The sequence below is a fragment of the Paradesulfitobacterium aromaticivorans genome (assembly GCF_054657415.1).
Map to the genome: position 1 here is coordinate 1571821 of NZ_BAAHYT010000010.1, position 25920 is coordinate 1597740.

General features: G+C 47.5%; 25 protein-coding genes, 5 tRNA genes and 1 pseudogene. 29 read left to right on the plus strand and 2 right to left on the minus strand.

What is annotated here, in order from left to right; genetic code table 11:
* The first annotated feature begins 260 nt into the window (after positions 1-260).
* Complete coding sequence (gene spoIIR, locus ACYQ2N_RS13350; protein WP_460000539.1) at positions 261-836, plus strand: stage II sporulation protein R; 576 nt, start codon at positions 261-263, stop codon at positions 834-836.
* Positions 837-1113: 277 nt separating this feature from the next.
* Here the strand turns inward: spoIIR and ACYQ2N_RS13355 are convergent, their stop codons facing one another.
* Positions 1114-1872 (minus strand): LytR/AlgR family response regulator transcription factor, encoded by a 759-nt coding sequence (locus ACYQ2N_RS13355; RefSeq protein ID WP_459999753.1) that lies wholly within the window; start codon positions 1870-1872, stop codon positions 1114-1116.
* 498 nt (positions 1873-2370) lie between these two features.
* On the opposite strand from ACYQ2N_RS13355, the gene ACYQ2N_RS13360 reads away from it, so the two are divergent.
* The 18 genes from ACYQ2N_RS13360 (at position 2371) to ACYQ2N_RS13445 (ending at position 16035) form a co-directional block, all read left to right on the plus strand.
* Complete coding sequence (locus tag ACYQ2N_RS13360; protein ID WP_459999754.1) at positions 2371-3078, plus strand: GerMN domain-containing protein; 708 nt, start codon at positions 2371-2373, stop codon at positions 3076-3078.
* A 210-nt stretch (positions 3079-3288) separates the two neighbouring features.
* Positions 3289-3846, plus strand: a complete 558-nt coding sequence (locus ACYQ2N_RS13365) for an HD-GYP domain-containing protein (RefSeq protein WP_459999755.1) — start codon at positions 3289-3291, stop codon at positions 3844-3846.
* Between the two features lie 258 nt (positions 3847-4104).
* On the plus strand, positions 4105-4989 hold the full coding sequence (locus ACYQ2N_RS13370) for a glutamate racemase (RefSeq protein WP_459999756.1): 885 nt from the start codon (positions 4105-4107) through the stop codon (positions 4987-4989).
* Positions 4990-5146: 157 nt separating this feature from the next.
* Positions 5147-6157: a 2-hydroxyacyl-CoA dehydratase family protein gene (locus tag ACYQ2N_RS13375; protein ID WP_459999757.1), complete on the plus strand. Its 1011-nt coding sequence runs from the start codon at positions 5147-5149 to the stop codon at positions 6155-6157.
* Positions 6158-6170: 13 nt separating this feature from the next.
* Positions 6171-6953 (plus strand): acyl-CoA dehydratase activase, encoded by a 783-nt coding sequence (locus ACYQ2N_RS13380; RefSeq protein WP_460000540.1) that lies wholly within the window; start codon positions 6171-6173, stop codon positions 6951-6953.
* 27 nt (positions 6954-6980) lie between these two features.
* On the plus strand, positions 6981-7838 hold the full coding sequence (locus ACYQ2N_RS13385; protein ID WP_459999758.1) for a fumarate hydratase: 858 nt from the start codon (positions 6981-6983) through the stop codon (positions 7836-7838).
* Entirely contained in the window at positions 7838-8395 is a 558-nt protein-coding gene (locus ACYQ2N_RS13390) for a Fe-S-containing hydro-lyase (protein ID WP_459999759.1), read from the plus strand. Before ACYQ2N_RS13385 ends, ACYQ2N_RS13390 begins: the two co-directional genes overlap by 1 nt.
* A gap of 716 nt (positions 8396-9111) precedes the next feature.
* Positions 9112-9327, plus strand: coding sequence for a hypothetical protein (locus ACYQ2N_RS13395; protein ID WP_459999760.1), 216 nt, complete (start codon positions 9112-9114; stop codon positions 9325-9327).
* 272 nt (positions 9328-9599) lie between these two features.
* The gene (locus ACYQ2N_RS13400; protein WP_459999761.1) at positions 9600-10346 is read left to right on the plus strand and encodes a nitrite reductase; all 747 of its coding nucleotides are present in this window, start codon (positions 9600-9602) and stop codon (positions 10344-10346) included.
* A gap of 102 nt (positions 10347-10448) precedes the next feature.
* Positions 10449-10844: a nitrite reductase gene (locus ACYQ2N_RS13405; protein WP_459999762.1), complete on the plus strand. Its 396-nt coding sequence runs from the start codon at positions 10449-10451 to the stop codon at positions 10842-10844.
* Positions 10845-10925: 81 nt separating this feature from the next.
* On the plus strand, positions 10926-12170 hold the full coding sequence (locus ACYQ2N_RS13410) for a methyl-accepting chemotaxis protein (RefSeq protein ID WP_459999763.1): 1245 nt from the start codon (positions 10926-10928) through the stop codon (positions 12168-12170).
* Complete coding sequence (locus ACYQ2N_RS13415) at positions 12170-13396, plus strand: HD domain-containing phosphohydrolase (protein WP_459999764.1); 1227 nt, start codon at positions 12170-12172, stop codon at positions 13394-13396. Before ACYQ2N_RS13410 ends, ACYQ2N_RS13415 begins: the two co-directional genes overlap by 1 nt.
* A 34-nt stretch (positions 13397-13430) precedes the next feature.
* Positions 13431-14072: an O-methyltransferase gene (locus ACYQ2N_RS13420; protein ID WP_459999765.1), complete on the plus strand. Its 642-nt coding sequence runs from the start codon at positions 13431-13433 to the stop codon at positions 14070-14072.
* A gap of 118 nt (positions 14073-14190) precedes the next feature.
* Positions 14191-14916, plus strand: coding sequence for a ribonuclease PH (gene rph / locus ACYQ2N_RS13425; RefSeq protein WP_459999766.1), 726 nt, complete (start codon positions 14191-14193; stop codon positions 14914-14916).
* A 5-nt stretch (positions 14917-14921) separates the two neighbouring features.
* Positions 14922-15527, plus strand: coding sequence for an XTP/dITP diphosphatase (locus ACYQ2N_RS13430; RefSeq protein WP_460000541.1), 606 nt, complete (start codon positions 14922-14924; stop codon positions 15525-15527).
* 125 nt (positions 15528-15652) lie between these two features.
* Positions 15653-15730: transfer RNA gene (locus tag ACYQ2N_RS13435), tRNA-Pro, on the plus strand.
* Between the two features lie 138 nt (positions 15731-15868).
* A tRNA-Arg gene (locus tag ACYQ2N_RS13440) sits at positions 15869-15945 on the plus strand.
* Between the two features lie 14 nt (positions 15946-15959).
* Positions 15960-16035 (plus strand) — tRNA-His (locus ACYQ2N_RS13445).
* Positions 16036-16189: 154 nt separating this feature from the next.
* Here ACYQ2N_RS13445 and ACYQ2N_RS13450 read toward each other — a convergent pair.
* A complete protein-coding gene (locus ACYQ2N_RS13450) occupies positions 16190-17110 on the minus strand; it encodes a selenium metabolism-associated LysR family transcriptional regulator (protein WP_459999767.1) in 921 nt (306 codons plus the stop codon).
* A 233-nt stretch (positions 17111-17343) separates the two neighbouring features.
* On the opposite strand from ACYQ2N_RS13450, the gene ACYQ2N_RS13455 reads away from it, so the two are divergent.
* The 10 genes and pseudogenes from ACYQ2N_RS13455 (at position 17344) to ACYQ2N_RS13500 (ending at position 25765) form a co-directional block, all read left to right on the plus strand.
* Positions 17344-18609 carry a double-cubane-cluster-containing anaerobic reductase gene (locus ACYQ2N_RS13455; protein ID WP_459999768.1) on the plus strand — a complete coding sequence of 422 codons (1266 nt, stop codon included), beginning with the start codon at positions 17344-17346 and terminating at the stop codon, positions 18607-18609.
* Positions 18606-19349, plus strand: coding sequence for a DUF7159 family protein (locus ACYQ2N_RS13460; RefSeq protein WP_459999769.1), 744 nt, complete (start codon positions 18606-18608; stop codon positions 19347-19349). The genes ACYQ2N_RS13455 and ACYQ2N_RS13460 overlap by 4 nt, the downstream gene beginning before the upstream one ends.
* Positions 19350-19364: 15 nt before the next feature.
* Positions 19365-19997 carry a ferredoxin-thioredoxin reductase catalytic domain-containing protein gene (locus ACYQ2N_RS13465; RefSeq protein ID WP_459999770.1) on the plus strand — a complete coding sequence of 211 codons (633 nt, stop codon included), beginning with the start codon at positions 19365-19367 and terminating at the stop codon, positions 19995-19997.
* 35 nt (positions 19998-20032) lie between these two features.
* Positions 20033-20108, plus strand: a tRNA-Gln gene (locus ACYQ2N_RS13470).
* 187 nt (positions 20109-20295) lie between these two features.
* Complete coding sequence (locus ACYQ2N_RS13475) at positions 20296-20547, plus strand: ATP-binding cassette domain-containing protein (RefSeq protein ID WP_459999771.1); 252 nt, start codon at positions 20296-20298, stop codon at positions 20545-20547.
* Between the two features lie 56 nt (positions 20548-20603).
* Positions 20604-20768: a P-loop NTPase family protein gene (locus ACYQ2N_RS13480; RefSeq protein ID WP_459999772.1), complete on the plus strand. Its 165-nt coding sequence runs from the start codon at positions 20604-20606 to the stop codon at positions 20766-20768.
* A pseudogene (locus ACYQ2N_RS13485) lies at positions 20755-23175 on the plus strand (4Fe-4S binding protein); the annotation flags it as partial. The gene ACYQ2N_RS13480 and the pseudogene ACYQ2N_RS13485, both read left to right, overlap by 14 nt.
* 42 nt (positions 23176-23217) lie before the next feature.
* A complete protein-coding gene (locus ACYQ2N_RS13490) occupies positions 23218-24006 on the plus strand; it encodes a hydrogenase iron-sulfur subunit (protein ID WP_488199463.1) in 789 nt (262 codons plus the stop codon).
* 119 nt (positions 24007-24125) lie between these two features.
* Positions 24126-24222 (plus strand) — tRNA-OTHER (locus tag ACYQ2N_RS13495).
* A 205-nt stretch (positions 24223-24427) separates the two neighbouring features.
* The gene (locus tag ACYQ2N_RS13500) at positions 24428-25765 is read left to right on the plus strand and encodes a hemolysin family protein (RefSeq protein ID WP_459999773.1); all 1338 of its coding nucleotides are present in this window, start codon (positions 24428-24430) and stop codon (positions 25763-25765) included.
* Positions 25766-25920: the final 155 nt, after the last annotated feature.

Genomic DNA, 25920 nt, shown 5'->3' on the forward strand with positions numbered 1-25920 from the left:
ATTGCATGTTTATTGGCTAAGGCAGGATTTTATAACAAACAGTTTAACCACGTGCCTAAGAAGTCTCCCACTGAATTATCAAGCGAAACAAGTTCGTAATGAAAGTTTTTTCACAAATAGGTTGGAAAATGAGTTTTATTCTCTGTTCTTTCGGCAAAACTCTAATTAGATTAGTTAGAGAGTTGTGCGGGAGAAAGAGGGTTTATATTTTGTTACAAAGAATAACCTTAAAATATTGGATCGTGGCTGTGGTGTGCCTGATGCTTGCCTATTTGCTTAGTATAAATGCTGCGCAATCAAACTCAGAACTACTGAATTCAAACTTAGAACTGAATTCCCCAATAAATTCTGCGCAACCCCTTATCCGCTTTCACGTGTTAGCTAACTCAGACAGTGCGGAGGATCAGGCTTTGAAATGGGCTGTGAGGGACAGGATTCTTAGCCAGTTGTCCCCCCGCCTTGCTAAGTCTGGATCGCTGGAAGAGTCCCGGCTCCTGCTCCAGGAATTAAGACCGGAAATGGAGCGCTTGGCAGGAGTAGTGGTAAAGGAGTACGGGTATGACTATGAGGTTCATACCGAGTACGGGCACTTCCTCTTTCCCACTAAATCCTATGGGTCGTTTGTCTTGCCGGCCGGGGACTATGAAGCTTTGAGAGTGGTGATCGGGCAAGGGCAGGGAGCGAACTGGTGGTGTGTGCTCTTTCCTCCGATTTGCTTTGTGGATATTGAACATTCGACCGCTGTGCCGGTAGACGGCAAACCGGGAGTACCCCTGAAACCGCCAGCGGTAAAGATATGGATCTGGGAAAAAGCAAAAGAGATTCTCGGGCGTTAAGCCTGGGAATCTCTTCTTATCTTAATTCTCTGTTATATTCAGGTAGTCAGAATTCAGAATACCCCGGAGAATACGCTTCCGGCAATTTACTAACCTCTTGCAAAAAAAGTTTTATCTCGTAAATATTAACGTATAGAAGATTAGTCGTTAGAATCTAGTAATAACGGCATTCTTCAACAGAACCTCGCGCATATTTAAAAACGGATTTCGCCGGTTCTCTCATTCTGACTCCCGACTCCTTAGTAATTACAAATTTTCTTCTAACCCCGATATTCTCCTATAACCCCAGTATGTCTTTGAGTTTACGGGATTGGGTGCGGCTCACCGGAATCTCGCTGCGCTCATGGTCGTCAACTACCACGGTGTAGGTTCCGTTGAAATACGGAATCAGTTCGCGCATGCGCTGGATGTTAACCAGATAACAACGGTGCGAACGGAAAAACATGTTGGGGTTAAGCCTTAACTCTAAATCGCGCAAAGTAAATCTCGTCAGGTAAGAGTCTTTCTGAGTCTTGACATAGACATTGTCTTTGTCGGTGTAGATATAAATGATTTCATCCTGGCGGAGTAGAATGGTTTTCCCTCTTTGCTCTACTGGAATAACTTCGAGAGGCTTGACATTAGTGCCGTCTGTTTTGGCTGCAGCCGAAGATTTTTTAGTGCCGTTCGCACCTTTGAGCTGACGCACTTTGTTTAGGGACTCTTCCAGCCGTTTAGGATGAATCGGTTTGAGCAGGTAGTCCAAAGCGTTCACCGCAAAAGCCGGAAAAGCATACTCTTCATGTGCAGTTGTGAAGATAATTGCCGGTGGGTCCGGTTTATCACGCAATTGTGCGGCCAGGTCGATTCCGTTCAAACCGGGCATATCAATATCGAGAAAAATAACAGAGTAATCCACGCTGTTAATCAATTCTAAAGCTTCCAGTGCATTGGCTGCCTCTCCGACTACCTGAATATCTTCGAAAGGCTGTAGTAAATACCGAAGTTCTTTGCGGGCCGGGGATTCATCGTCAACCAGCAAGGCTCGAAGTTTCAAGTGCCATACCTCATTTCTTCTCCTCGGATTGGAATGTATTATAACTTTGGGCATTATCTTACCAGGGGTTTAAGAGTTTTAATAGAGACAGTATATTATTTAGACATTTCTGAAAAGAATCCTTTAAGTTTCATAAATTTTATTCTTCTCAATTATACCACAGAAAAACCCACTTGGTGTATTTGTAAAAACATGACTTACCAATCATAATAAGTTAATTATTCAGGTAGACAGAATTCAGTAACGTAAGTCTCCGGTGGAGACTTACGCCGTTCGGCCAAACCTAAGAGAAATTCTTCCGGCCGAACGGAGCAGAATTCAGAATAGTTCCGGACGATAAACCATTCTCTCATACTGACTCCTGGTTTCTGACTCCTGACTCCAATCGAACCACGAACATCGAACCACGATTTTCGAGTAGGACCTGTACTATTTTTACGGACAAAGCATAAGAATTATTAGAACAAGCAGGGCTAGTCGATAAAGGGGGCGAAGTAAATGCATAAAAACGGCAAACGCCAGACAAAAGTTTTTTTTAGGACTGTCCTAACCGGTGTTATTTTGAGCCTGAGCATTATTTATGTGGCTGGGTGTGGGACTTTGGAAACTCTGCTCAAGAGAGATGCTCCCGCGACAACCTTGGGGCAATGGGTGGGGGGAAAAACGGAAGCACCAGCCTCGGGTACTGAGGGTAAAACAGTAAGCCTCTATTTTGCGGATGCTTCAGGCAAATACTTAATTAAGGAAGAAAGAACCTTGCCTAAGACCGTGAGCATTGCGCGCGAGACTGTTAACCAATGGCTGAAAGGGCCGGCTGCCAAGGACGGAGGAAGTCAGCCTGCGGTTACGCCGGGGACAGCCCTTCTGGACATAGCCATTAAAGACAATATTGCAACGGTAGATCTGAGCAAAGAATTTCTGCAGCAGTACACTAAAGTTGTACCGGAGGTAACTTTGTACGGATTAGCCAATACTTTAACCCAATTCCCGACGGTTAAGGAAGTGCGGGTACGGGTCGAGGGCAAAGCCCTGACTAATTATGCCGGGATAGATATTTCTCACTTAGGGAGTAAAGCCAGCCTGGTAAAAGGAAATGTAGCCGCCACGAATGATAGCACTGAGTATGTCAAACCTAAAAACGGCAGTGCGCTCCCGGAATCTCCAAGCTCTATTAACCTTTTTGCTTATCCGCCCACCTCAACTTAATTAGCTCCCCCTGTAAAGTCCTTTTACTGGCCCTCAGAATAGAGGGCCTTGCTCTTTTTAAAACGGGGGCAGTAGTCTTGTAAACTAAAGTACAAGTAAGGAGGTTTTTTGGCTTTAGTGTAGAATTATTAGCTTAACAACCTTGTTTTAACGCTGTTTGGTTAAAGGAGTTTGCTTCGGAGAGTTTGCTTCAAGGGGGAAACAGCGCGCATGGACAGCGGGCAGCTTGATATTTACTTAGGAAAGATTCGCAGTAAGGATGATCTTACATACCAACACTGTGGCAAGTCCGCAGAATATGCACTGCGTCTGGGAGAGGTTCTTAATCTCCCGTCGCAGGAGTTAACCCAGCTTAGGACGGCAGCGATGCTGCACGACCTGGGCAAAATTCGAGTGCCGGATGAGATCCTGCTTAAACCGGCAGCTCTGACAGAAGAGGAATTCTCTTTAATCAGGTGTCATCCTGCCTGGGGAGCGGAAATGATTGAGCAAGAAGAGGATCCACAATACCAGGATGTGGCTGACATTATCCGTCATCACCATGAACGCTATGATGGCTTGGGTTATCCGCAGGGATTAGCTTCTGCCCAAATTCCTTTTCTGGCTCAGATTGTAGCGCTTGCGGATGCTTACGATGCTATGACATCTGACCGCCCATACCGCGCAGCCCTCCCGCACAACAGAGTACAGGAAATTCTGGTTGAGGAGCGGGGCAGGCAGTTTCAGCCCGAACTAGTAGACAGGTTTTTGGAATTAATCAGCGCTTAGACTACGCTAATGCATAAGGTTAAGCTTTTCCCACCGGAAGAATATGCCGTGTGGGTTTTTTCTTTAGCTTGCACTTTTTTACATAAAAATTAATATAATTTAAGGTGCTGAGAACATAGATACCTTTTACAACAATTTGTCGAATCTTTGGGGGTACGACCCCCGAACGGTATTTTACAGCAGCTACACTTGACGGTAGAAAAATCTGTGGTAAGCTTCGAAGGGGATGCCTGCCAGAATTCGAAAGGGTGTGGACTTGTGAAAAAGCAGCGTATCATCGGGATGTTCGACTCTGGAGTCGGGGGTCTAACCGTCATGAAGGAAATCCTCGACCACATCGCAGATGTCCGGATTATTTATGTGGGAGATACAGCCCGCGTTCCATACGGCAACCGCACCTTAGAGGAACTTATCCGTTTTGGGGAAGAGATCATTACTTTTTTAATAAGCCAGGGAGCAGAAGTTATTGTGGCTGCCTGTAATACTAGTTCGGCGACTGCCCTGCCCGTGCTCAGGGAAAGGTTCGATATTCCTTTGATCGGAATGATCGAGCCAGGTGCACGTCTGGCGGTCGAAAGCACGAAAGAGGGCAGGATCGGACTCATAGCTACTGAAGCCACTGTGCGCAGCAAAGCGTATGCTTCAGCAGTGAGCAAAGCCTTGGCCAAGGGTTTGCTGCCGCGGGATAAAAAGTTGCGCACAGCTTGGCGGCATGGCGAACAGCCCATTGCTTTAGTGAAAGCGCAAGCGTGTCCGCTGTTTGTGCCATTAGTGGAAGCAGGTTTGTCAAATTCGGCTGAAGCCAGGGGAATTGCCCGTACTTACTTAGAACCGATAGCACAGGCAGAAGTAGATACAGTTATTCTGGGATGCACGCATTACCCGTTCTTAACCCCGGTCTTACGTGAAGTGTTGGGGAATCAGGTGGTGTTTGTAGATCCGGCCTTGGCTGTGGTGGAAGAACTGCAGGAGCTTCTTTACCGCTTAGATGTGCGTGATGCAGCAGATACCTCGGCTGCAGTTCAGACCAATTGGCGTGTCCGTTATTTTGTAAGCGGAGACCCAGGGCTGTTCAGACAAGTAGGAAACACCCTGCTGCACGAGCCTATCGCAGAAGTGCAGCGCATAAGCTGGGGCGAGTAGCGCATTACGTGTTAAGCTAAGCGCAACTAAATTCTATATATTGTAAGTCCTCTTGCAACTCCTTGAGCATAGGTTTATCATAAAAAAGAAGTGTTAAAAATGGGTGAGCCTTTGCTCACCCTAAAGTATTATGGTTATACAACCTTAGGAGAGAGTAATGGCTAAGATCGGGATGACGACCACGGTGCCCGTGGAAATAATATATGCGGCCGGAGATACTCCGGTTGATCTCAACAATATCTTCATTACGAGTACGGAAGCGATGAAGCGGGTAGAAGAGGCTGAACTGGCCGGGTACCCGCGCAATGTGTGCGGCTGGATCAAAGGGCTTTATTCAACGGCTTTGATGAATCCGGACATCTGCCGTATTATTGCCGTGACCCAGGGGGATTGCAGCAACACGCACGCCCTGATGGAGACTTGGTCAGTGGAAGGACTTGAAATACTCCCTTTTGCTTTCCCTTATGACCGGGATGCGGACATGCTGCGGCTGCAGATAGACAAGCTTATTGCAGCCCTGGACACGACCTGGGAAGAAGTGGGGAAGCAAAAAAAACGTCTCGATCAAGTGCGCTCCTTGGCGTGGGAAATTGACCGCCTGACTTGGGAAGAGAATAAAGTGAGCGGGTTTGAAAATCATTTGATGCTTGTTTCATGTTCGGATTTTAACGGAGACCCGGAAGGGTTTGCCCGGGAGATGGAGGAATTTATCGCTAAGGCCCAAGACCGCGCTCCTTTGCCTGAACGTTTGCGTGCGGGCGGTAAGCATAAAAAGGAGATCCGCCTTGGATTTATCGGGGTTCCCCCGATTTTTACCGACCTGTATGATTATATTGAGGGGCAAGGGGCCCGTGTGGTCTTCAATGAAGTGCAGAGGCAGTTCAGCATGCCGTTTGCCACAACTGATATCGTGGAACAGTATCGCCTGTATACTTATCCTTACCCGGTGTTTGGCCGGATTGAGGATGTTGCCAAGGAGATTGAGCGGAGGCAGCTTGACGGGATTATCCATTATACTCAGAGTTTTTGTTATCGTCAGATTGAGGATTTAATTATCCGGAAAAGGCTGGATTGTCCTATGCTTACGATAGAAGGGGAAAACCCAACAGGCCTGGATGCGCGTACGAAAATGCGCCTGGAGTCTTTCCTACAGATGCTTCAGGATTAAGGGGGCGAGGAAGCTGCCGACTACTGTATGCGGGGTGGATTTGGGAAGCAGAAGTGTAAAAATAGCCGTCATGGAGGGTGAAAGGCCGAAGGAAGCGCAAATCACCCGCCTGGAAAGAGTTGACACGATTAAGTTTTACCGGGAGTATGGGCGCAAGCAGGAAGAGAAGCTGAAGGTAGATTTTGCCGCGCTTGGGCTTTCGGACGTGGATAGAGTGGTGTCGACCGGGTATGGCCGCAATACGCTTGAACTTGCAGGCGGAGAAGCAATTCCTGAACTAAAGGCCCACGTCCTGGGAGCAGTTTGGCAAACAGGACTCCGTGATTTTACTTTAGTCGATCTTGGAGGGCAGGACAGCAAGATCATCCAAGTGTCCAAAGGGAAAATGGTGGATTTTCTCACGAATGACAAGTGTGCTGCTTCCTCCGGGCGCTATCTGGAAAATATGGCTGCTGTCCTCGGGATTACGCTGGAAGAACTGGGCCGCTATGATGCTGACCCGGTAGAGTTAAGTTCGACTTGCGCGGTGTTCGGGGAAAGTGAACTAATCGGTCGGATTGTCGAGGGTTACCCTGTTTCTAAGCTGGCTGCCGGAGTTAATGCTACGATTATTAAACGCATTTTGCCCCTGCTCCGGTCTTTTCCGGGAAAAACTCTTATTTTCACCGGCGGGGTAGCACATAATCCGGCTGTGCGCAAGCTGCTGGAGGAAGGGAGTGGGCGGGAGGTGATCGTGCCGCCGGAGCCGCAGTTTAACGGGGCGATCGGTTGCTGTATTTATGGCCTCCAGAGCTGAAAATTTTGGGAGAAAGAGGGGAGAAAAGTGAAACGGATTCATGTACGTGAGATTAGTGAAGCTGTAGAAAGACTCTGCATCGGAGCCAACTATGACCTGGGTGCAGACATCATGGCCGGGTTTAAGAGTGCTTTGCAAACGGAGAGTTCTCCTTTGGGACAAGAGGTTTTGGCACGCTTGATTGAAAACGCAGAGATAGCGCATGAAGAACGGGTGCCGATGTGCCAGGACACAGGAATGGCCGTAGTCTTTGTGGAAATTGGGCAGGATGTGCATGTAGTGGGCGGGTCTTTGGCTGAGGCCTTAAACGAAGGGGTGCGGCGCGGCTATGACAAGGGGCATTTGCGCAAATCCGTGGTTAAAGACCCATTTGAGAGGGTTAATACTGGGGATAATACTCCGGCAATTATTCATTACGATATCGTGCCTGGACATAAAGTTCATATAACTGTCGCACCGAAAGGATTTGGCAGTGAAAACATGGGTGCCCTTAAGATGTGCAAACCCTCAGAAGGGCTAGAGGGTGCGATGCAGTTTGTGGTTGACACCGTTGATAAAGCGGGAGGCAACCCCTGTCCGCCGATTGTTGTGGGTGTCGGAGTAGGCGGAACGATGGAAAAAGCCACCTTTTTAGCAAAAAAAGCGCTGACTCGCTCTCTAGGGCAGTCTAATCCGGATGAGCGCCTGGCTAAGATTGAGCAAGAGCTGCTCGCACGCATTAATAACCTGGGGATCGGACCGCAGGGCTTTGGCGGCAACACCACAGCCTTAGCGGTACATTTAGAGGTATATCCCACACACATTGCCGGGATGCCTGTGGCCGTGAACATTAACTGCCATGCTACGCGCCATCAGGAAGTAACTCTCGAAGGGAGGGATGAGTGATGGCAGATGTGATCCGCATCCAGACCCCTCTCACTCAGGAAATGGTTGTAAAGCTTAAAGCGGGAGATAATGTCTTAATCAGCGGTGTTATTTATACCGGGCGCGATGCTGCCCACAAGAAGATGATCGAGGCTCTCGCAAACGGGGAAGAGCTGCCTTTTGATGTCAGAAATCAAATAATCTATTTTGTAGGACCGACTCCGCCCAAGCCAGGACAGGTGATCGGTTCCGCCGGGCCCACTACGAGCGGGCGCATGGACGCCTATTCTCCGATTTTGATTAGTAAAGGGCTAGCCGGGATGATCGGGAAAGGGCTGCGTTCAGATGAAGTGATCGCTACCATGAAAGAACACGGAGCTGTGTACTTTGGGGCGATTGGCGGCGCAGGAGCCTTGATGGCTAAGCGGATTGTGGCAGCAGAAGTGATAGCTTATCCTGAACTTGGGCCCGAAGCAGTGCGCCGTCTCGAGGTCAGGGATTTCCCGGCGATGGTGATCATCGATAGCCAGGGGCACAACCTGTATGAAATCGGCAAAGCTCGGTACCGCAAGGCGTGATAGCTTAATTAAGCTAAACACAAATGCCGCTGCGAACTTCCCAAAGGGAGTTCGCAGCGGCATAGGTTTATCAGTTTACAAATCGCTGTAATTGCTCCAGGATTCTTACAACTTCTTGCGACGCTCCGCCCATCTCCCGCAGCAACTGTTCGGTGTGGGTGATATTCCCTTCCCGGTAGGTGGCGGCTGCCTGACGGGCCAGATCTTGAGAAGTGCTTTATTTCATGGGTTAGTAAGATGACTGTTTTCTCTGAAAACGGTGGGGATACAGTTGCTTATTGATGGAAAGACAATGAGAGGCTCACGAGATAGGGATAAAGCTACTCATATATTTGTAGCATCTTTGGATGATGAGTATAGGACGAAAATCTTGGGATTTTTAAAAAATTCTCTAACGAGGATTAGTAGAAGGAAATGGATTCGTGAATTTGCCCAGGAGTTGACACAAACCTATTTACTTTCTGTGGTAATTGTGATATATGTATTAAATTAGCAGTAGCTTTATCCGATGGCTAACTGCCACTAAGACTTCCACTTCTCAAGTGGAAGATAAGTGGTACTAAGCCCCTGGATAAGTTCAACTAAACTTCAGATGGAGTTAAAACTCCACCTGAAGTAAGTTTCCTTTATAAAAATTTCACAATTTCTTAACGAAAACTTAACGATTTGATAGTATAATAGGCTATGTTCCTTGGGATCGGGGAGGAGGAGAAAACATGAACCGCTGTCCTTTTTGCGGAGCACGTCTAATTGGCAGAATCGGACGGGAACGCTATTATTGCAGCGAATGCTGCCATGAATGGACTGTAGAAGAGGGCCATATTAAGATATACCGGATATTGGCTGACGGAACGGTAGACTCCCTTAAGCTAGGATCTGATGCGGTTTTGGCTAACGCAAAAAGCCGTTTCGATAGGCGTCAGGCTGGGTGAGGGCTTTATTTTAATAGGGAATAGGTTCGTTTCGCAGTGCAAGAGAAATAGGAATTAAAACCGGCGTTTTTATACTCGCCGGTTTCTTTGTTTCCGGGTGCAAAATTTACTGCCTGCAGGCAAATCCTGCAGGAATTTTTCACATGTAATAGAAATAGATAAAACAATAATTACTTTAAGTTAGTGTTGCCGGGAGCATGAACTTCACCTGATCTTGTTATAGCGAGCCATGATAGCCGCACACTTTAGCTTAAAGGGGGAGAAACTTAGCTGTGACTGAATTAGTACAAGATAGCAACTTTGATTGGACAGGCGGGGAGGCCACTTGTACAAGCGGAATTACCTGGGGCATAGCGGAACAGACAAATGGTCTTATGGCTTTATTGCTCAATGCTCCAGGAGGGGTTCTGACCGGTAGGCAGGTTAAGGTGATTGGGGAGATAGTCGGGGATAACGGCATCGTAAAAAATAGCCGTAGGATGGCTCCGATTCTGCTGATCCCCAAGGAGAGGGTTGCCCTAGCACTCGCGCAGCTCGAGGAAGCAGGTTTGCGCCTGGCAAGCCTGCATGGAAGCGTGCGTAATATTGTGTCTTGTCTGGGTAAGGGTTTTTCCAAAAACTCGCGCGGAGACACTCTGGAATTGGCGCAGGCCCTGGATACAGAGTTTTATGGCACAGTCCTTCCTTGGGATTTCAAAATTGGGATTTCCGGCTGTCCGCGCAACTGTTCCGGAGTTCAATGCCATGACATCGGGCTGATGGCTGAACCGCGGGGAAAGTTTTCGCTGTGGATTGGCGGGACGGAGTCCGGCATGAATCCCAGGCATGGCGCTTTAATCCGCAAAGGGATTGCACGTGCGCAAGTCCCGGCAGTTGTGCGCCGTATCCTGGAGCGCTACAGTGAAGGAGCAGAGGAGTACAAAGAAGAACTGGGGAAAAGAATACGCCTTTATAATGTGCTGGAGAAAACGGGTGTTGAACGTTTTGAGCACGCCGTAGCAGAAGTGCTTGCAGAGTAAAACGCACGTTGTCGGCTGCAAGTGCAACGCATTCACATGAGACAGGTTACAGGTTACGGCATAGATGCTGAATAAGTATTTGAAAGCGAAAGGAGTATGCTCATGGGTCAGCAGGGATTTAGTAAACTAAGTGCTTATAAAGCTTTTTCCAAGATGGACAAAGCCTGTAAATCAGGCTGTCACTGCACAGCTCTGTGTCAGCTTTTTATGGCCAAGGAGATTTTAGGAGCCTCGGCGCAAACGGGGGAGAAGTTTTCCGATAAGATTCCGGAAGATGTTTTTCAGATGTACCGCAGTGTCCCGATCGTACAGGAAAGGTTTAACCAAATTGAATTGCACGATGCTTTTCAGGAAGTGCAAAGTATTTGTGATGACTGCGCTATTGATGAGCATGATTCATTTTGCACGGTGAATGTCGTGCTTACTGCCCTAGGGCTTTTGGTCTATGGTAAGGATTTTGTATCTGAGAAAGATAAGGAGCAAGGTTCCACTAACTAGACTTCATATTTCAGAGAGAATAAGAAATTCAAAACATATGTTATATCCCACGATATCTGACTTAAAGGAGGAGTTGAGGAAATGTCTGAACTGCGTTTTAACATCAACGAATCACTGCAGCTGCTCAAAATGGACGCCCAGGAACTTGCCTTGCTTAGAGAACTGCGTCCGGTTTTAGAGCGGGATGCGGAGGAGATAGTACATAATTTTTATGCTCATGTCTTAAAGCTCCCAGGCCTTAAGGAAATTGTCGACCAGTTTTCCAGTGTTGAACGCTTAAAAGTGACGATGAAAAAATATCTCCTCACCCTCGCCCCCGAGAGGATTGATGAAGGATTTTTCTCGTGGCGGGTTAAAATAGGGGAAGTCCATAAGAGAATAGACTTGCCGCCTTTTTATTACCTTAGTGCTTACCAGACCTTGTATGATGAGGTTGTGCCACGAATCTTCAAGGCCTACCGCAAAAAAACTGAACAAGCTATGCGCCTGACTCTGGCATTCCTCAGAATCCTGAGCTTTGACCAGCAAGTTGTGATGGCGAGCTACATCCAGTCTTATATGCAGGAGATAGACAAAAAAGCGGAACTGCAAAGTGCTCTTGATGAGTTGGATGCACTCCAGCGCAGGGTCAGTGAAGCGAGCCAGGCTCTGGCGGCTACTTCGGAGGAGACTGCGGCTTCGGCAACGCAGATGCATGAAGCTACGGAAGTGATTTCCCAAAATGCTGGGGATGCAGCCCAATTCTCGCGCCAGGTAGACAGCTTAGCTCAAGAGGGCCAGCACAAGATTCAACTCATCTCGGAGAGGATTCTCCACTTAGCGAAGATGACAGCTGAGATGCAGGGAAAAATGCTCGAGCTTGACCAAAGTTCGGCCAAAATAGCGTCGGTTACGGATGTCATTAAGGAGATAGCTTCCCAAACGAACCTCCTGGCTTTGAACGCGGCCATCGAAGCTGCGCGTGCCGGGGAGAGCGGACGGGGATTTGGAGTAGTGGCAGAGGAAGTAAAAAAACTCGCCAGTCATTCGGAACAATCTGTAAAAGAAATAAGCGCGATGATTGCTGTAACGAGGCAGAACACTCTGGCTGTAAACCAGGCTATTTCCAAGACTACACAAGCTATGCAGGAAGCTTCGGCCGAGGCAGGTGAAGTCGTGCGCCGGTTTGACGAGATCATGGCTGCTATTAATTCCAGCATACAGCAGGTACAGCAAATCGCATCCCAGATTGATGCCCTGGCTTTGACTGCAGGACAAATCGGTGCGGCGTCCGAAGATGTCGCCGGTTCTGCCACAACGCTTGCGCAAATGGGGCTGAGGGTGTAATGACTGCCGTTTCTGCACGATACCTTAAGAGGATGTGGAGTTTTGCCAGGGCTCTTGACCTAGCACTTGTCGATGAAGAATTCGAACGCGGTTTCCAATTTCACATTGGGCAGAAGCACGGTGAACGGGTAGCTTATATATCTCTTTGCTTAGGAAAAATGATGGGCTTAGGGCAGGAGGATCTGCTTAATTTAACGGTGGCGGGCCTGCTACATGACATTGGGGCCATAGCAGAGTTCCGGCGCTGCCACGGCGATCCTGAGCTGATGTGGGAACATTCTTTGGTCGGAGCCAGCATGGTTGAGAGCTTTCCGGCGGGAGAAGTTCTCGCTCCCGCTATCCGCTATCATCATGAGGTCCCGGCTAGTGAGCACAGTGCTACCAGGGTAGATCCGAATGAAGTGTCGCTGTTTGCCCGCATCCTTTCCCTGGCAGACCGCCTGGATATCATGATGGAAAGGCATGTGCAAAACTATCAGGAGCGGGAGCGACTCGTGCGCTGGGTCACAGAGAACAGCGGTCGCCTAGTCTTTCCGGAGCCGGCTGAGGCGTTTTCCAGGGTGGCAGGGAGGGAGGCCTTCTGGCTAAATCTGGAGCAGCCTGATCTGCCCAACATTGTCTTGGAACAACTGGAGGCACAGGAAATTACGCTCTCTGGCGGCGAACTGGATCAGGGGTTTACGGATCTTTTAGCGGAAATGTTTGCCGGGCTTGTCGACCAGAAAAGTAAATTTACGGCCCGGCACTCTTATGTGGTCGCGGAAACCGTACAGGAATTAGCTGCGGTCGTGGGCTGGGACAGAGAAAAGCAAAGGGAAATATACCTTGCCGGGTTGCTTCATGACTTAGGCAAACTGGCGGTGCCGAATAAAATCCTCGACAAGGCGGGAAAGCTAGATGCGGCTGAGCTTGAGATCATCCGCACGCATACTTACTATACCCACAGGCTTTTAACTGAAGCCGGATTTCCCCGTGATCTGGTGGAGTGGGCCGCTTTTCATCATGAAAGGCTTGACGGGCTCGGGTATCCTTTTGGGGTTGCCTCAACTGAACTGACTTTAGGTTCGAGATTAATGACGATTGCAGATATATTTGCCGCCTTGACGGAAGAAAGGCCTTACCGCCAGGCATTGTCGGCCGGGGAAGCCCTGGAAATTCTGGCTCAGGGAGCAGGAACCAGTGTAGATGCGGAGCTTTTGCAGGTTGCCAGACAAACCCTTGGTTAGGGATTTTACACCGATCAGTTAGGAATGTTACATAATGTTTTATTCATTTGAGTTAGAGAGTTATTTACATGAATTGCTTCCGGGGTGCTCCGAACTGTTGAGGGAGATGGAGCGCCAGGCTTTACAGGAAACCATACCGATAGTAACTCCTGCTGTAGGGAATTTTTTGGCTTTTTTAGTCTTAACCCATAAACCTCAGGCTATTTTAGAGATTGGAACCGCTATCGGGTATTCTACTTTATGGCTGGCTCAAGCAGCCCGCGAGGTTGGAGGGCATGTGACTACAATTGACATGAATCTGGGACGGCGCGCCCGGGCTTTAGAGTTTTTTGGCCAGGCAGGCCTGTCTGACTGTATAACTTCTCTGGCCGGAGATGCGCGCAAACTCTTGCCCACGCTGGGGCAACCCTTTGATTTTGTGTTTATTGATGCTGCAAAAGGGGAATACCTAGAGTACCTGGAACTGGTCTCTCCCTTGATTGCCCCCGGAGGGCTGTTGGTGGTAGACAATGTTCTGTTTCGAGGCTGGGTTGTGCCAGGAGCGATGTTTGAGCAGAAATATGAGCGCATGGTAGGGGCTGTGCGTGAATTCCTCAGGCGTTTAAGCCAAGATCCTCAGTTTGTAACCACGGTTTTGCCTTTGGGAGACGGGTTAGCCCTAAGCTTGAAGAGATAATTAAGTATAAGAGTGAAGAGTAAAGAGTAAAGAGTAGAGAGTAGAGAGGTTAGTATTGCAGATGGTAGATAGCTTAAGTATAGTTATGTAAAGAAAGGCGAAAAGAGGTTTTTGTTTGATGGGAAGGACAAATGGACGGGCGTATGATGATCTGCGTCCGGTTAAAATAACCCGCAGCTTCACTAAAGTACCGGAAGGGTCGGTCTTGATCGAAGTTGGGGAGACAAAAGTCTTGTGTACGGCCAGTATTGAAGAGAAAGTTCCGCCCTTTCAAAAAGGCACAGGGCAGGGCTGGGTGACAGCCGAGTACAGTATGTTGCCGCGGGCTACTCAGGTGAGGACCCAGCGCGAGGCCAGCAAAGGGAAACTCACCGGCAGGACGATGGAAATTCAGCGTTTAATCGGTAGGGCTCTGCGTTCGGTCATTGACCTTAAAAAGCTGGGGGAACGGACAATATGGCTGGACTGTGATGTTTTGCAGGCTGACGGCGGTACGCGCACTGCTTCGATTACCGGCGCTTATGTTGCGTTGGTGGATGCCGTTAGGATTTTGCTTGCAAAAAGAGCGCTTGCTCACAATCCTATCCTGGACTCGATTGCTGCAGTCTCTGTGGGCAAGATACATGGGGAAGCGTGGCTGGACTTGGCCTATGAGGAAGATTCCCAGGCTGAGGTTGATATGAATGTGGTAATGACCGGGTCTGGGAAATTCGTTGAGATCCAGGGTACGGCGGAAAAAATTGCGTTTGACCGCGAAGAACTCGATTGGTTTCTTTTGCTCGCAGAAAAAGGGATCAAGGAACTGATGGGATTTCAGCAACAGGCATTGGAAGAGGGAAAGTAACTTTGATGAAGGTATTGCTCGCAACGCAAAATTCAGGCAAAGTCCGAGAATTGGTGGAACTCCTGGCTGATGAGGAGATTGAAGTCCTGTCCCTCAAAGACGTACCTGCTTGGCAGGAAGTAGAGGAGACGGGAGCGACTTTTGCGGAGAATGCTGCCATTAAGGCCCGGGCCGGCGTTGAGCTGACAGGGCTTATCACCTTAGCGGATGACTCGGGCCTGGAGGTTGACGCTTTGAATGGGGCTCCTGGAGTTTATTCTGCCCGTTTTGCCGGGGAACCGAAAGATGATGAACGTAATAATGACAAGCTTCTTGCTCTTATGGAGAATGTTCCGGACGAACAAAGAACCGGTCGTTTCCGCTGTGCGCTTGTGGTCGCCACTCCGCAAGGGGATGAGTATCTGACTGAAGGTACAGTTGAAGGCAAAATTCTGCGCCAAGGCCGGGGGACGGAAGGGTTTGGGTATGACCCGCTCTTTTTTATCCCGGATTTTGGACGGACGATGGCAGAATTAAGTCTCACTCAAAAAAATAAGCTGAGCCATCGGGCTCAGGCTTTCCGTAAAGTTGTTCCTATTTTAGAGAATTTGAAACAAAGAAGTAAACAGTAGATAAGCTTGTTTTATGAAATACGCGTAAAAAAGCAGTGCCAGTAACAAATAAAAGTTAAAACAATTATTGGAACTAATTCTTGACGAACATTGTTTCTTGGGATATACTAGTCTATGTCACTAATCGGGGCATAGCGCAGCTTGGCTAGCGCGCCTGCCTTGGGAGCAGGAGGCCGGGGGTTCGAATCCCTCTGCCCCGACCATTATCGAAGTTCGAAGTTCGAAGTTCGAAGTTCGAAGTTCGAGGTTCGATATCTGAGATCGAAAATCAGATTTAGGTAGAGATTTTTGGCCGAGAATTGCAGGTATCGGCTCGGGAGTTCGTACTAACCCGTTAATGAGCGCCTGTAGCTCAGTTGGATAGAGCATCTGCCTTCTAAGCAGGTTGTCGGGAGTTCGAATCTCTCCAGGCGCGCCAGTAAATATTTAATGGTGGATGTGGCGAAGTGGTTAACGCACCGGATTGTGGCTCCGGCACTCGGGGGTTCAAGTCCCCTCATCCACCCCATACACGTTTGTTACGCACTGGAAGCGGATTTCCGGTGCTTTTCTGTTTTTTCACGATTAATGCCTAAACTGTGGTGTTTACAGTGGAAGATATTCAGGAAAAGAGAATATTAGGGGTAAAAGCTCGCAAGGGCCTGCCCAGTGCCGAGTAAGGCTTAAAAGTTTATTCTGTATTTTTCCTCTAAAAAAATAGGTGCTAATTCCAAGCAGAAGTTCATGAATGCCTCGGCCAAAGGCGACAAAGTTCTTTTCTTATGGTGGGCAAAATAGAACATCCTTTTTTCGGGCAACTCGGCAATTTGATAAGCATTGATCAGCTTTTTATCTACATAATCCACAGCGGCTATTGCTGAAATGATAGAGATGCCAATCCCTTCCTTAACGCTTTCCTTAAGGGTTTCCAGGCTGTCAAAGTAGCCAACTACCTTTAATTCGGAGAGAGGAACGCCGGCTGCATTCAGCATTTTCTCCAGATTGGCCTGGGTGCCTGAATCTGATTTGCGGAACAAAAAAGGATAATCAACTAAATCAGATATTGAAGTCTCTTTTCTAAAGTGCAGGTTGGCGGGAGTTATTAATACTAACTTCTCTTCGACAAAAGGAATAAAATTAAGCTGCTCCTGATAGTACTGCTCACCTAGCATTCCTATCTCTGCTTCGCCCTTGACCAGTTTTTCGGCTGCTTTCTCCGAGCCGCTTTGCTCCAAGACGAATTTGATTCCTTTATATTTGTTCAGGAATTTGGACAGCAATAAAGGAATCACATATTGGGCCGGAACAGTACTTGCCGCAATGCTTAAATGCCCTTCTATTTTTCCCGTCCAGTCTTTCATTTCCCACAGGGCTTTGTCTCTCAAGGCCAGAATTTCTCTGGCCCATGGATAAAGCGTTTCCCCAAAGGGGGTCAATACTACCTCTTTGCCTAACCTGTCAAAGAGTTTTTGACCAAAGTTCTTTTCTAAATTGCTGATATGAGCGCTTACGGTTGATTGGCTTAAAAAAAGGGCTTCTGCAGCTTTAGTGAAGCTCTCCTTTTCCGCAACTTGCAAGAAAACCTCTAGCTGATGCAGCAACATTTTACCTGCTCCCAACTTAATATATCTCAGGGCAAACTGTTTTCTGTGTTTAAGTTTTGTCCTAACTTACTTGTCTAAAGTATATCGATATTAGCGATAGATATCAATCACCTGTAACGATAAAAAGTATTTATCATAAACTTTAGCGCTTGCTATAATGGGGGACATAAAGAACCTTAGCGGAGAACAAGAGCAGAAGAAAATTGCACGCTGCGTTGCAGGGAGGAAAAAGAGTGGAAAACAAGGAACTATGGGCATCTCTTGACATCGATTTGGAAAAGCACGATGATTTTCTCGCTCCTTTGCCAGGAGCCTATACGAGCCTGTTTTTGGAACGGCAGAATCGCCCGCAAGCAATGGCCTATTTTGATATGGTGGTTGGGGATATTCATGGTATCAGGGTTAAAGAACTGACAGCCTTAAAAGAAGAAGGACATAAAGTTTTTGGGACATTCTGCGTCTACGTGCCCGAGGAAATCATTGTGGCGACAGGCAGTGCCAGCATCGGTTTATGTGCCGGTGCCCAATACACGGTGCCGGCCGGGGAAAAAGTGCTTCCCCGCAATTTATGTCCATTAATCAAATCAGCCATGGGCTTTAAGCTGGAGCGGATCTGCCCCTACTTCCAAGTGTCGGACTGGGTGATTGGCGAAACAACTTGTGACGGTAAGAAGAAAGCCTGGGAAATCCTTAACGATTATATTCCCACTTATGTAATGGAACTCCCACAAAAGAAACTGGTTCAAGATACAACCTTGTGGGAACAGGAAGTGCGGGAATTTGCGTCTTTTATCGAGAGGGAAACCAAGGTCAAATTGACCAAAGATAATTTAGCTGGGGGCATTGCCAAGATTAATAAAAAAAGGGTCGCCCTTAAACGCTTAGCTTCCTTGCGCAAAGCCACTCCCGCTCCCATTCACGGTTTAGACGTATTGCTTATTAACCAGTTGGCATTCTTTGATGATCCGGAACGGTTCGCCGCTCAGGTTAATTTACTCTGTGATGAATTGGAAGAAAGAGTGGCCCGAAAGGAAGGGGTAGTTCCGACGGATGCCCCCCGCATTCTGATTACAGGAACCCCGCAACCTATTCCGTTCTGGAAGATTCACGCCCTTATCGAACAAGCGGGGGGAGTAGTGGTTGGGGAAGAAACTTGTACAGGGGAACGGTATTACCGGGATTTGACTGAACCCGCCGAGGAAGCGGAGCAAATGCTAAAGAATATTGCCAAGCGCCCACTTAACGTAAACTGTGCCTGTTTTACCCCAAATAGCGGTCGTGTTGAGGACATTATTACTATGACTGATAATTTGCATGCGGACGGAGTGATAGATTTTACTCTCCAATTCTGCCAGCCGTACGGGGTAGAGAGCTATACAGTTGCGAAGGAACTGGATAAACGAAACATTCCGCATCTTAAATTGGAGAGTGACTTTTCCGAAGAAGACCAGGGGCAACTTAAAACCCGGATTGATGCTTTTCTGGAGATGTTGAAATGAAAGTGGCCGGTCTCGATCTTGGATCAGTTAATACGAAACTGGTGATCCTGGACGATAACAAACCAATCTTCAAAAAATCGGTTCCTTCCCGGTTCGATCCGGTGTCAACCGGCCGGGAATTGCTTCATAAGGCCTGTCAGGAATACGAATTGGCAGAAACAGTGATTACCGGATATGGTCGGGTCAGCTTTCCGGAGAGCCGCGTTGTGACTGAGATCACCTGTCAAGCCAAGGGATGCCATTACTTCTATCCTAATATTTCTTATATCCTAGACCTAGGTGGGCAGGATGCCAAGGTTATTAAGAAGAACGCTCAGGGCAAAGTCGTCAGTTTTGTCATGAACGATAAATGTGCCGCCGGTACCGGACGTTTTTTGGATGTCATCTTTAAGGGACTTGATTTAGCTCCCTCCGATATAGACTCGGCGTTAGAGGCTGAGCCGGTGACGATTAATTCCATGTGTACGGTTTTTGCCGAATCTGAAGTCATAACCCTTTTGGCAAAGGGCACCCCCAAGCTATCAGTGTTAGCCGGACTCTTTAAAAGCACCGCGACGAGGCTGGCGCGCTTTATTGAGACGCAGGGACAGCCGGAGATGCTGATTTTTACAGGGGGCGGAGCCTACTACCAGCCCCTTGTCCAGCTTTTAGAGAAACAATTGTCGGCTAAAGTTGTGGTGCCGCAGGAACCGGAGTTGACAGCCGCTTTGGGTGCTGCATTAGCTGCAAAAATTGAATGAGTGGGGGTATAGGGAGTGAGTTTGAAAGAGACCCTTGGCATGATGAAAGATTTTTTTGGTTCTTACATTAAGTACTATGCCGAGATTAAAAAGCAGGACAACTGGATTAAAAAGTACGCTGTCCATAAAGGATTTAAAGTGAATCCGCACTGGATGTTTTACACCAATCTTAAGATATGGATTATTGAGAGTGAGGAAGCTTTCGGTAAAAGATACTGCCCCTGTTTTGAACCATCCGGGTCAGAAGAATTAAATAAAAAACTAATTTGTCCCTGCAATTTTGCCGACAAGGAAATTGAAGAACGCGGCACTTGCCATTGTGTTTTGTTTGGACGGGGAGACTTGACGGAAGCTGACTTCAAAAAAGCTGAGCAGCATCTGATGAAAGAATACCGGGTATCCTTGAATTTTAAAGACGATGTCCTCGACACGAGGGGTATGGTCAGGGATACACTCCGGGATCTTCCTATCCCTGATAGCCTGCACCAAGTCAAGAGGGTTTTTGGTACGGGACGCCCGCTACAGGTGATTGTGGCGACTGAGGCGGAAGCGCGCAACTTAGAGAAATTCGCTCAATTCAAGAATCAATCTTGCCGTAGGGAAGAGGGTCAAGAAAGCTTTACGGTTATTTTTACTGAAGATGCGTAAACTATTATTATCTGACAAATGTTGATTATATTTATTGGGGTGTCGCCAAGCGGTAAGGCACCAGACTCTGACTCTGGCATTTCGTTGGTTCGAATCCAGCCACCCCAGCCAACTCCAAAAATCGAACGAAGACGAAGCGTACTTCCTAACATGAAACGCTTCGTTTTTTATCGAACCGCCGGTATTGATTGTCTGTATCGAGATTATCGATTAATATCAATCTTTATGAACGATAATAAGTATTTAACAAAAATGCCGCTTCTTGTTATGCTCTTGATAGGACGGAGGATCCTTGTTAATGCTAAGGTCCATATCCGTCAGAATGAGGTGCGCAAATGTCCGGTTGTGTCGCGTTTCTAGCCCATTGTTTACTCAATCTTTTTTGGGATTGCTGAAGCCGCAGGCGGGAAAAGTCATCCTCAACGGTCAGGATATTGCGGGAGTTTCCACCCATGAGTTGGCGAAAACGGTGGGAATATTGTTTCAAAACCCCGATGACCAGCTGTTTAATGCCAGGGTAGATGAAGAGATTGCTTGGAGTATATCTTAATGCGCCACCCGCACGACCTCAACCGGTCGCTGCGCCAGTGGGTGGCATTGGCATCCGTGCTGATTACTAAGCCGAAGGTTTTCATTCTGGACGAGCCGACAAAGATGATGGATGCGGCTTTTCTGGCCAAAGTTATGGAGCGGTTGCTTAAGTATCGTGACCAGGGCGGTACTATTTTAATGGTGACTCATGATGCTGTGATGGCGGATCATTACTCCTAAGTTTGTTGAATGTAACAGGCATCCCAATATCGAGATCATGACCTATACTGAAGTGGACAGTGTAGAGGGGGAAGCAGGAGACTTCAAAGTAACCCTGATTAAAAAGCCCAGATATGTTATCGAGGACAAATGTACGGGTTGTACTACTTGTGTGCAACAGCTATTGTTCAGCCGTCTGCTGCACGTATGCCCAGAAACAGGTGATTTTGACCAAAGACCATGACGCAGAGGCCGAGTGTACGATATTCCATAACGATATTCGTTCCTACAGCAAGGATTTCGAACGATTCTACCAAAGAACAGAGAAGCTTCCAGGGGTTCGGTTTATCAGAAGCTATGTATCCATAATGAAAGAGGTACCGGAAACTAAAAATATAATTATAAGATATTCTACTCCCGAGAATGGAGTAAAAGAAGAAGAATTCGATATGGTGGTCCTATCCGTGGGATTGAACCCTCCTGCTGAGGTGATAAGCTTGGCCAATAAGTTCGGCATTGAGCTCAATACGCACGGATTCTGTAAAACCAATCCTGTTAATCCGATGGAGACTTCGCGTCCGGGAATTTTTATCAGCGGAGCCTTCCAGGGTCCTGTCGATATCCCCGAGTCGGTTGTGACCGCCAGCGGGGCCGGTTCCCAAGTTGGTCAGCTTCTTGACTATCGGCGCGGGAACCTGGCCAAAGCAAGGATCTATCCACCGGAAAGGGATGTCTCCCAAGAGGAGCCCAGGGTGGGTGTCTATGTGTGTCAATGTGGAGCAATATCGGAAGAGTGGTAGATGTTCCTGCCACAGTTGAATATGCGCTGACTTTACCCAATGTTATTCACGCGGAAGATAGCCTCTTTATATGTTCGACTGAGGCTGCCGCGAAACTGGCCAAATCAATCCGGGAAAAAGGGCTCAATCGCGTGGTTGTCGCCGCCTGTACCCCCAGGACACATGAGCCGCTCTTCCGGGACACCCTGCGGGAAGCGGGAATTAATCAATATTTCTACGATATGGCGAATATCAGAGAACATTGCTCCTGGGTCCACTCTAAAGAAAAGGAAGAAGCCACCCAAAAGGCCAAGGATTTAATCCGGATGTCGGTTGCCCGGGTTCGTAATTTGGAGCCCTTGCAGGAATATGATCTGCCCGTCAACAAGACGGCATTGGTGGTCGGAGGAGGCCTGGCCGGTATGACCGGCGCTCTGAGTGTGGCCAACCAGGGACATGAAGTTCACTTGGTGGAAAAGGATTCAGACCTGGGAGGAATGGCGCGCAGAATTCATTACACCCTGGAAGGGCTGGATGTTCAAGCCTATTTGCGTGATGTTATCGGTCAGGTTTATCAGCACCCCTTAATCCACGTCTACACCGGTGCTGCCATCACGGAGGTCAGCGGTTATGTGGGGAATTTCGTCACCAGGGTGAAGTCTGACAGAAGGGTCACAGAGATTAAACATGGCGCAGCCATTCTCGCTACACGCGCTGAAGAATATAAACCCACCGAATATCTCTATGGAGAAGATGAGAGGGTAATGACCCAACTGGAGTTGGAGGAGCAAATCGCTACAAGAGATGAAAGGCTGCTTAACTCCCAGAGTCTGGTGATGATCCAATGCGTAGGTTGCCGAAATGAAGACAGAAATTACTGCAGCCGGATCTGTTGCAGCCATGCTATCAAGAACGCCCTGAAGCTAAAAGAAATAAGCCCCCAGATGGATATCTATATTCTGTTTCGGGATATTAGAACGTACGGGTTCAGAGAGGATTATTACCGGGAAGCGGCAAGCAAAGATGTAAAGTTCATCCGCTATGAGCCCATTGATAAACCTCAGGTGGCAGCTGTGCAGGAGGGTGGTCGGAGTGTCTTAAGGGTTACCGTGAGCGATCCAATTTTAGGTAAGAAGCTGGAAATCGATGCTGATTCACTCGCTTTAGCTGCCGCCGTTATTCCGTCAGTGGGAAGTCAGGAAGCAACCCGGTTATTCAAGGTAACTTCCAGTCCGGATGGTTTCTTCCAGGAAGCCCATGTCAAACTAAGACCTGTCGACTTTGGCGCGGAAGGCATTTACCTGTGTGGGATAGCTCACTATCCCAAGCATATATCGGAAGCGATTAGCCAGGCTTATGGAGCTGCCGGCCGGGCCTTAACTCTTCTCTCCCATGATACAGTCGTAGCTTCCGGCTCTGTTTGCGAGGTGAATGAGAGTAAGTGTATTGGGTGTGGGGCATGTATCCCGGCTTGTAAGTATGGTGCCATAGAATTTCATGAGACGCGCCTTGGCCAAAAGGCCGTGGTTAATGCTGTTCTCTGTAAAGGAGACGGTCTCTGTAACGCCAAGTGTCCAACAGGGGCTATTTCGCTAAAGCACTATACCGATGAAGAGATCATAAGCCAAATTGATGCGGCGGTTCCGGACTTAATCAGCCCAGAACCGGCGTTTAAACCAAGGATCTTAGGTATGATATGTAATTGGTGCTGCTACGGAGGGGCAGACCTTGCCGGAGTTTCCCGTTTTCAATACCCCCCTTATATAAGACTTATCAGAGTGATGTGTTCCGGCAGAGTCGACATAGCACATATTCTTCGAGCCTTCGCCAATGGACAAGACGGGGTGTTTATCGGCGGTTGCTGGACCGGCGACTGCCATTATATTACGGAAGGAAATTACGATGCTCTAAGTATGATTCAGCTATGTAGAAAATTACTGGAGCATATAGGAGTGAACCCTGAAAGATTAAGGATTGAATGGGTATCTGCCGGTGAAGGAATCCGTTTTGCCAATCTTATGAATGAATTCAGCATGAAGATGGAGAAGTTAGGGTCTCTGGGCACAAGCGAAAGAATGGCCGGAAATGAATTAAAGTCCAGACTTGAAGCAGTTATAAAGTTGATCCCCTACATTAAGCTGGCGAAAAGGAAAAAACTGGCGTTGCATCTTCATCAAGACGAAGAATATAACGAACTTTTCACCAGTGACGAGATAGACAGGTTATTTCGTGAAGTGGTCTCGTACTATATTGCTCCGGATAAGTGCCAAGCCTGTATGATTTGCGCTAAGAGATGCCCGGTAGAGGCGATTATCAGTGTCAAGAACCAGATCCATGTCATTGACCAGGAGAAATGCATCAAATGTGGAACTTGCTTTGAAGCTTGCCCCTCTCGCTTTGGTGCGGTGACGAAGATTTCCGACGAGCCTGTTCCGCCTCCTCTTCCTGAAGGAGAAAGAACTATAGTCAGAAAGAGTTAAGAAAGAAATGACCTCAACCGGTTCCTGCGCCAGTGGGTGGCTTTGGCTCCCGTGCTGATCACGAAACCGAAGGTTCTGATTCTGGACGAGCCGACTGAGATGATGGATGCGGATTAGATGAGGGTAACGGAGCTGGTGCTCCCCACGGACTGCAAATCCGTTGGCCTGCCTGCAGAACAGGTGGGAGTCCGGTTCGATTCCGACTTGCCCTCTCCATTATGAAATTTTTTTTGTAAAAGAAACCTCGGCTTTCGGGCCGGGGCTTTTTGATCTGAGTCTAATCCTACAGGTGCTGGGAAATTTAGCATTGACAGTTTATAATGTTAAGTAGAATTTAGTGACTCATCACAACTTGTAAAGATTAGCAAGTTGTCTGTTGCCTTTTCTTTAACGAGTCGACAAAATATGTGGGGGTTCGGTTGTGCTAACGAGTATATTTTTCTTATTGATATTAATCTTACTTAACGCTTTTTTTGCTGCTTCGGAAATCGCCTTAATCTCCCTAAATGATAATAAAGTTCGGTTGATGGCTGAGGCCGGTGATAAAAAAGCTAAATCGCTTAGAAATCTCCTCAGCGAACCGAGCAAATTCTTGGCCACTATCCAGATAGGTATCACGTTTGCAGGATTTTTAGCGAGTGCTTTTGCTGCGGAAAGTTTTGCGGATCGATTAGTGATGCTCATGCAATTAGCAGGGGTATCCATCGCGCCTGCTGTACTCAAAGTTGTTGCGGTTACAGCCATCACTATCTTACTATCGTATTTTACTTTGGTTTTCGGAGAACTTGTTCCCAAGAGACTTGCCATGCAAAAACCAGAGCAGATATCCATGCTGGCTGTACGTCCTTTATCACTTCTCTCCTTTATTACCAGCCCGTTTGTAAAACTGCTAACATTGTCCACAAACTTTTTTATTAAGCTTTTTGGTGGGAATCCAAATGCGGACGAAGAGAATGTTACTGAGGAAGAAATTCGGATGATGATCGAAGTGGGAGAAGAGAGGGGCACGATTCAAGGGACGGAAAAAGAGTTTATTAATAATATTTTTGATTTTGATGACAAGATTGCGTCTGATATTATGACTCATAGAACGGATATTGTCGGCTTGCCTCTGGAGGCGAGCTTGGGCGATGTTTTCAAATTAATAAGGAGAGAGAAATTTTCTAGAATTCCTGTCTATCAGGGGAATATTGATAATATCATCGGAATTCTGCATATAAAGGATTTGATCGAGTTTGCAGGGGCCGATGCGAATTCAGAGTTTGATTTGACAAAATTAATAAGAGAACCCTATTTTGTAACCGAGTCCAGAGAAGCAGATGAATTGTTCAAAGAGATGCAGCGAAGTAAGACTCACATGGCTGTGGTGATTGACGAATACGGCGGAACTTCCGGGATTGTGACGATTGAAGATCTACTGGAAGAGATAGTGGGCAACATTTTTGATGAATATGATGATGAGGAACAAGATGTTGAGATAGTAGATGACAATACCTTTATCTTCCCTGGTTTAACAGATCTCGATACGGTTGAAAAACTGCTTGACGTTGAGTTGCCCACGGAAGCCTTCGATACTTTAGGCGGATTTCTGATGGGTCAGTTGGGGAGAGTGCCAGGTGAAGAAGAAAAACCAGTGATTGAGTTTAACAATGTAGTGTTTTCGGTGGAAGATATACAGGAAAAGAGGATTTCGAGGGTAAGAGCTTCTAAGGGTATGCCGAGTACAGTGGCAGAGTATTCCGCTAGTAGTGGAGTTTAAGCTAAGTATCCGGGGTTCTAAGTAAAAAGCCACAGCCAGGGAACAAGGCTGTGGCTTTTCACTGTACTCCCAGCAGGGGCAAGACATTGATTATCAAAGAGTTAAGGCTATTGACATCTTAATTCTTAATAGTAAAATAGAATCAATTAACTACC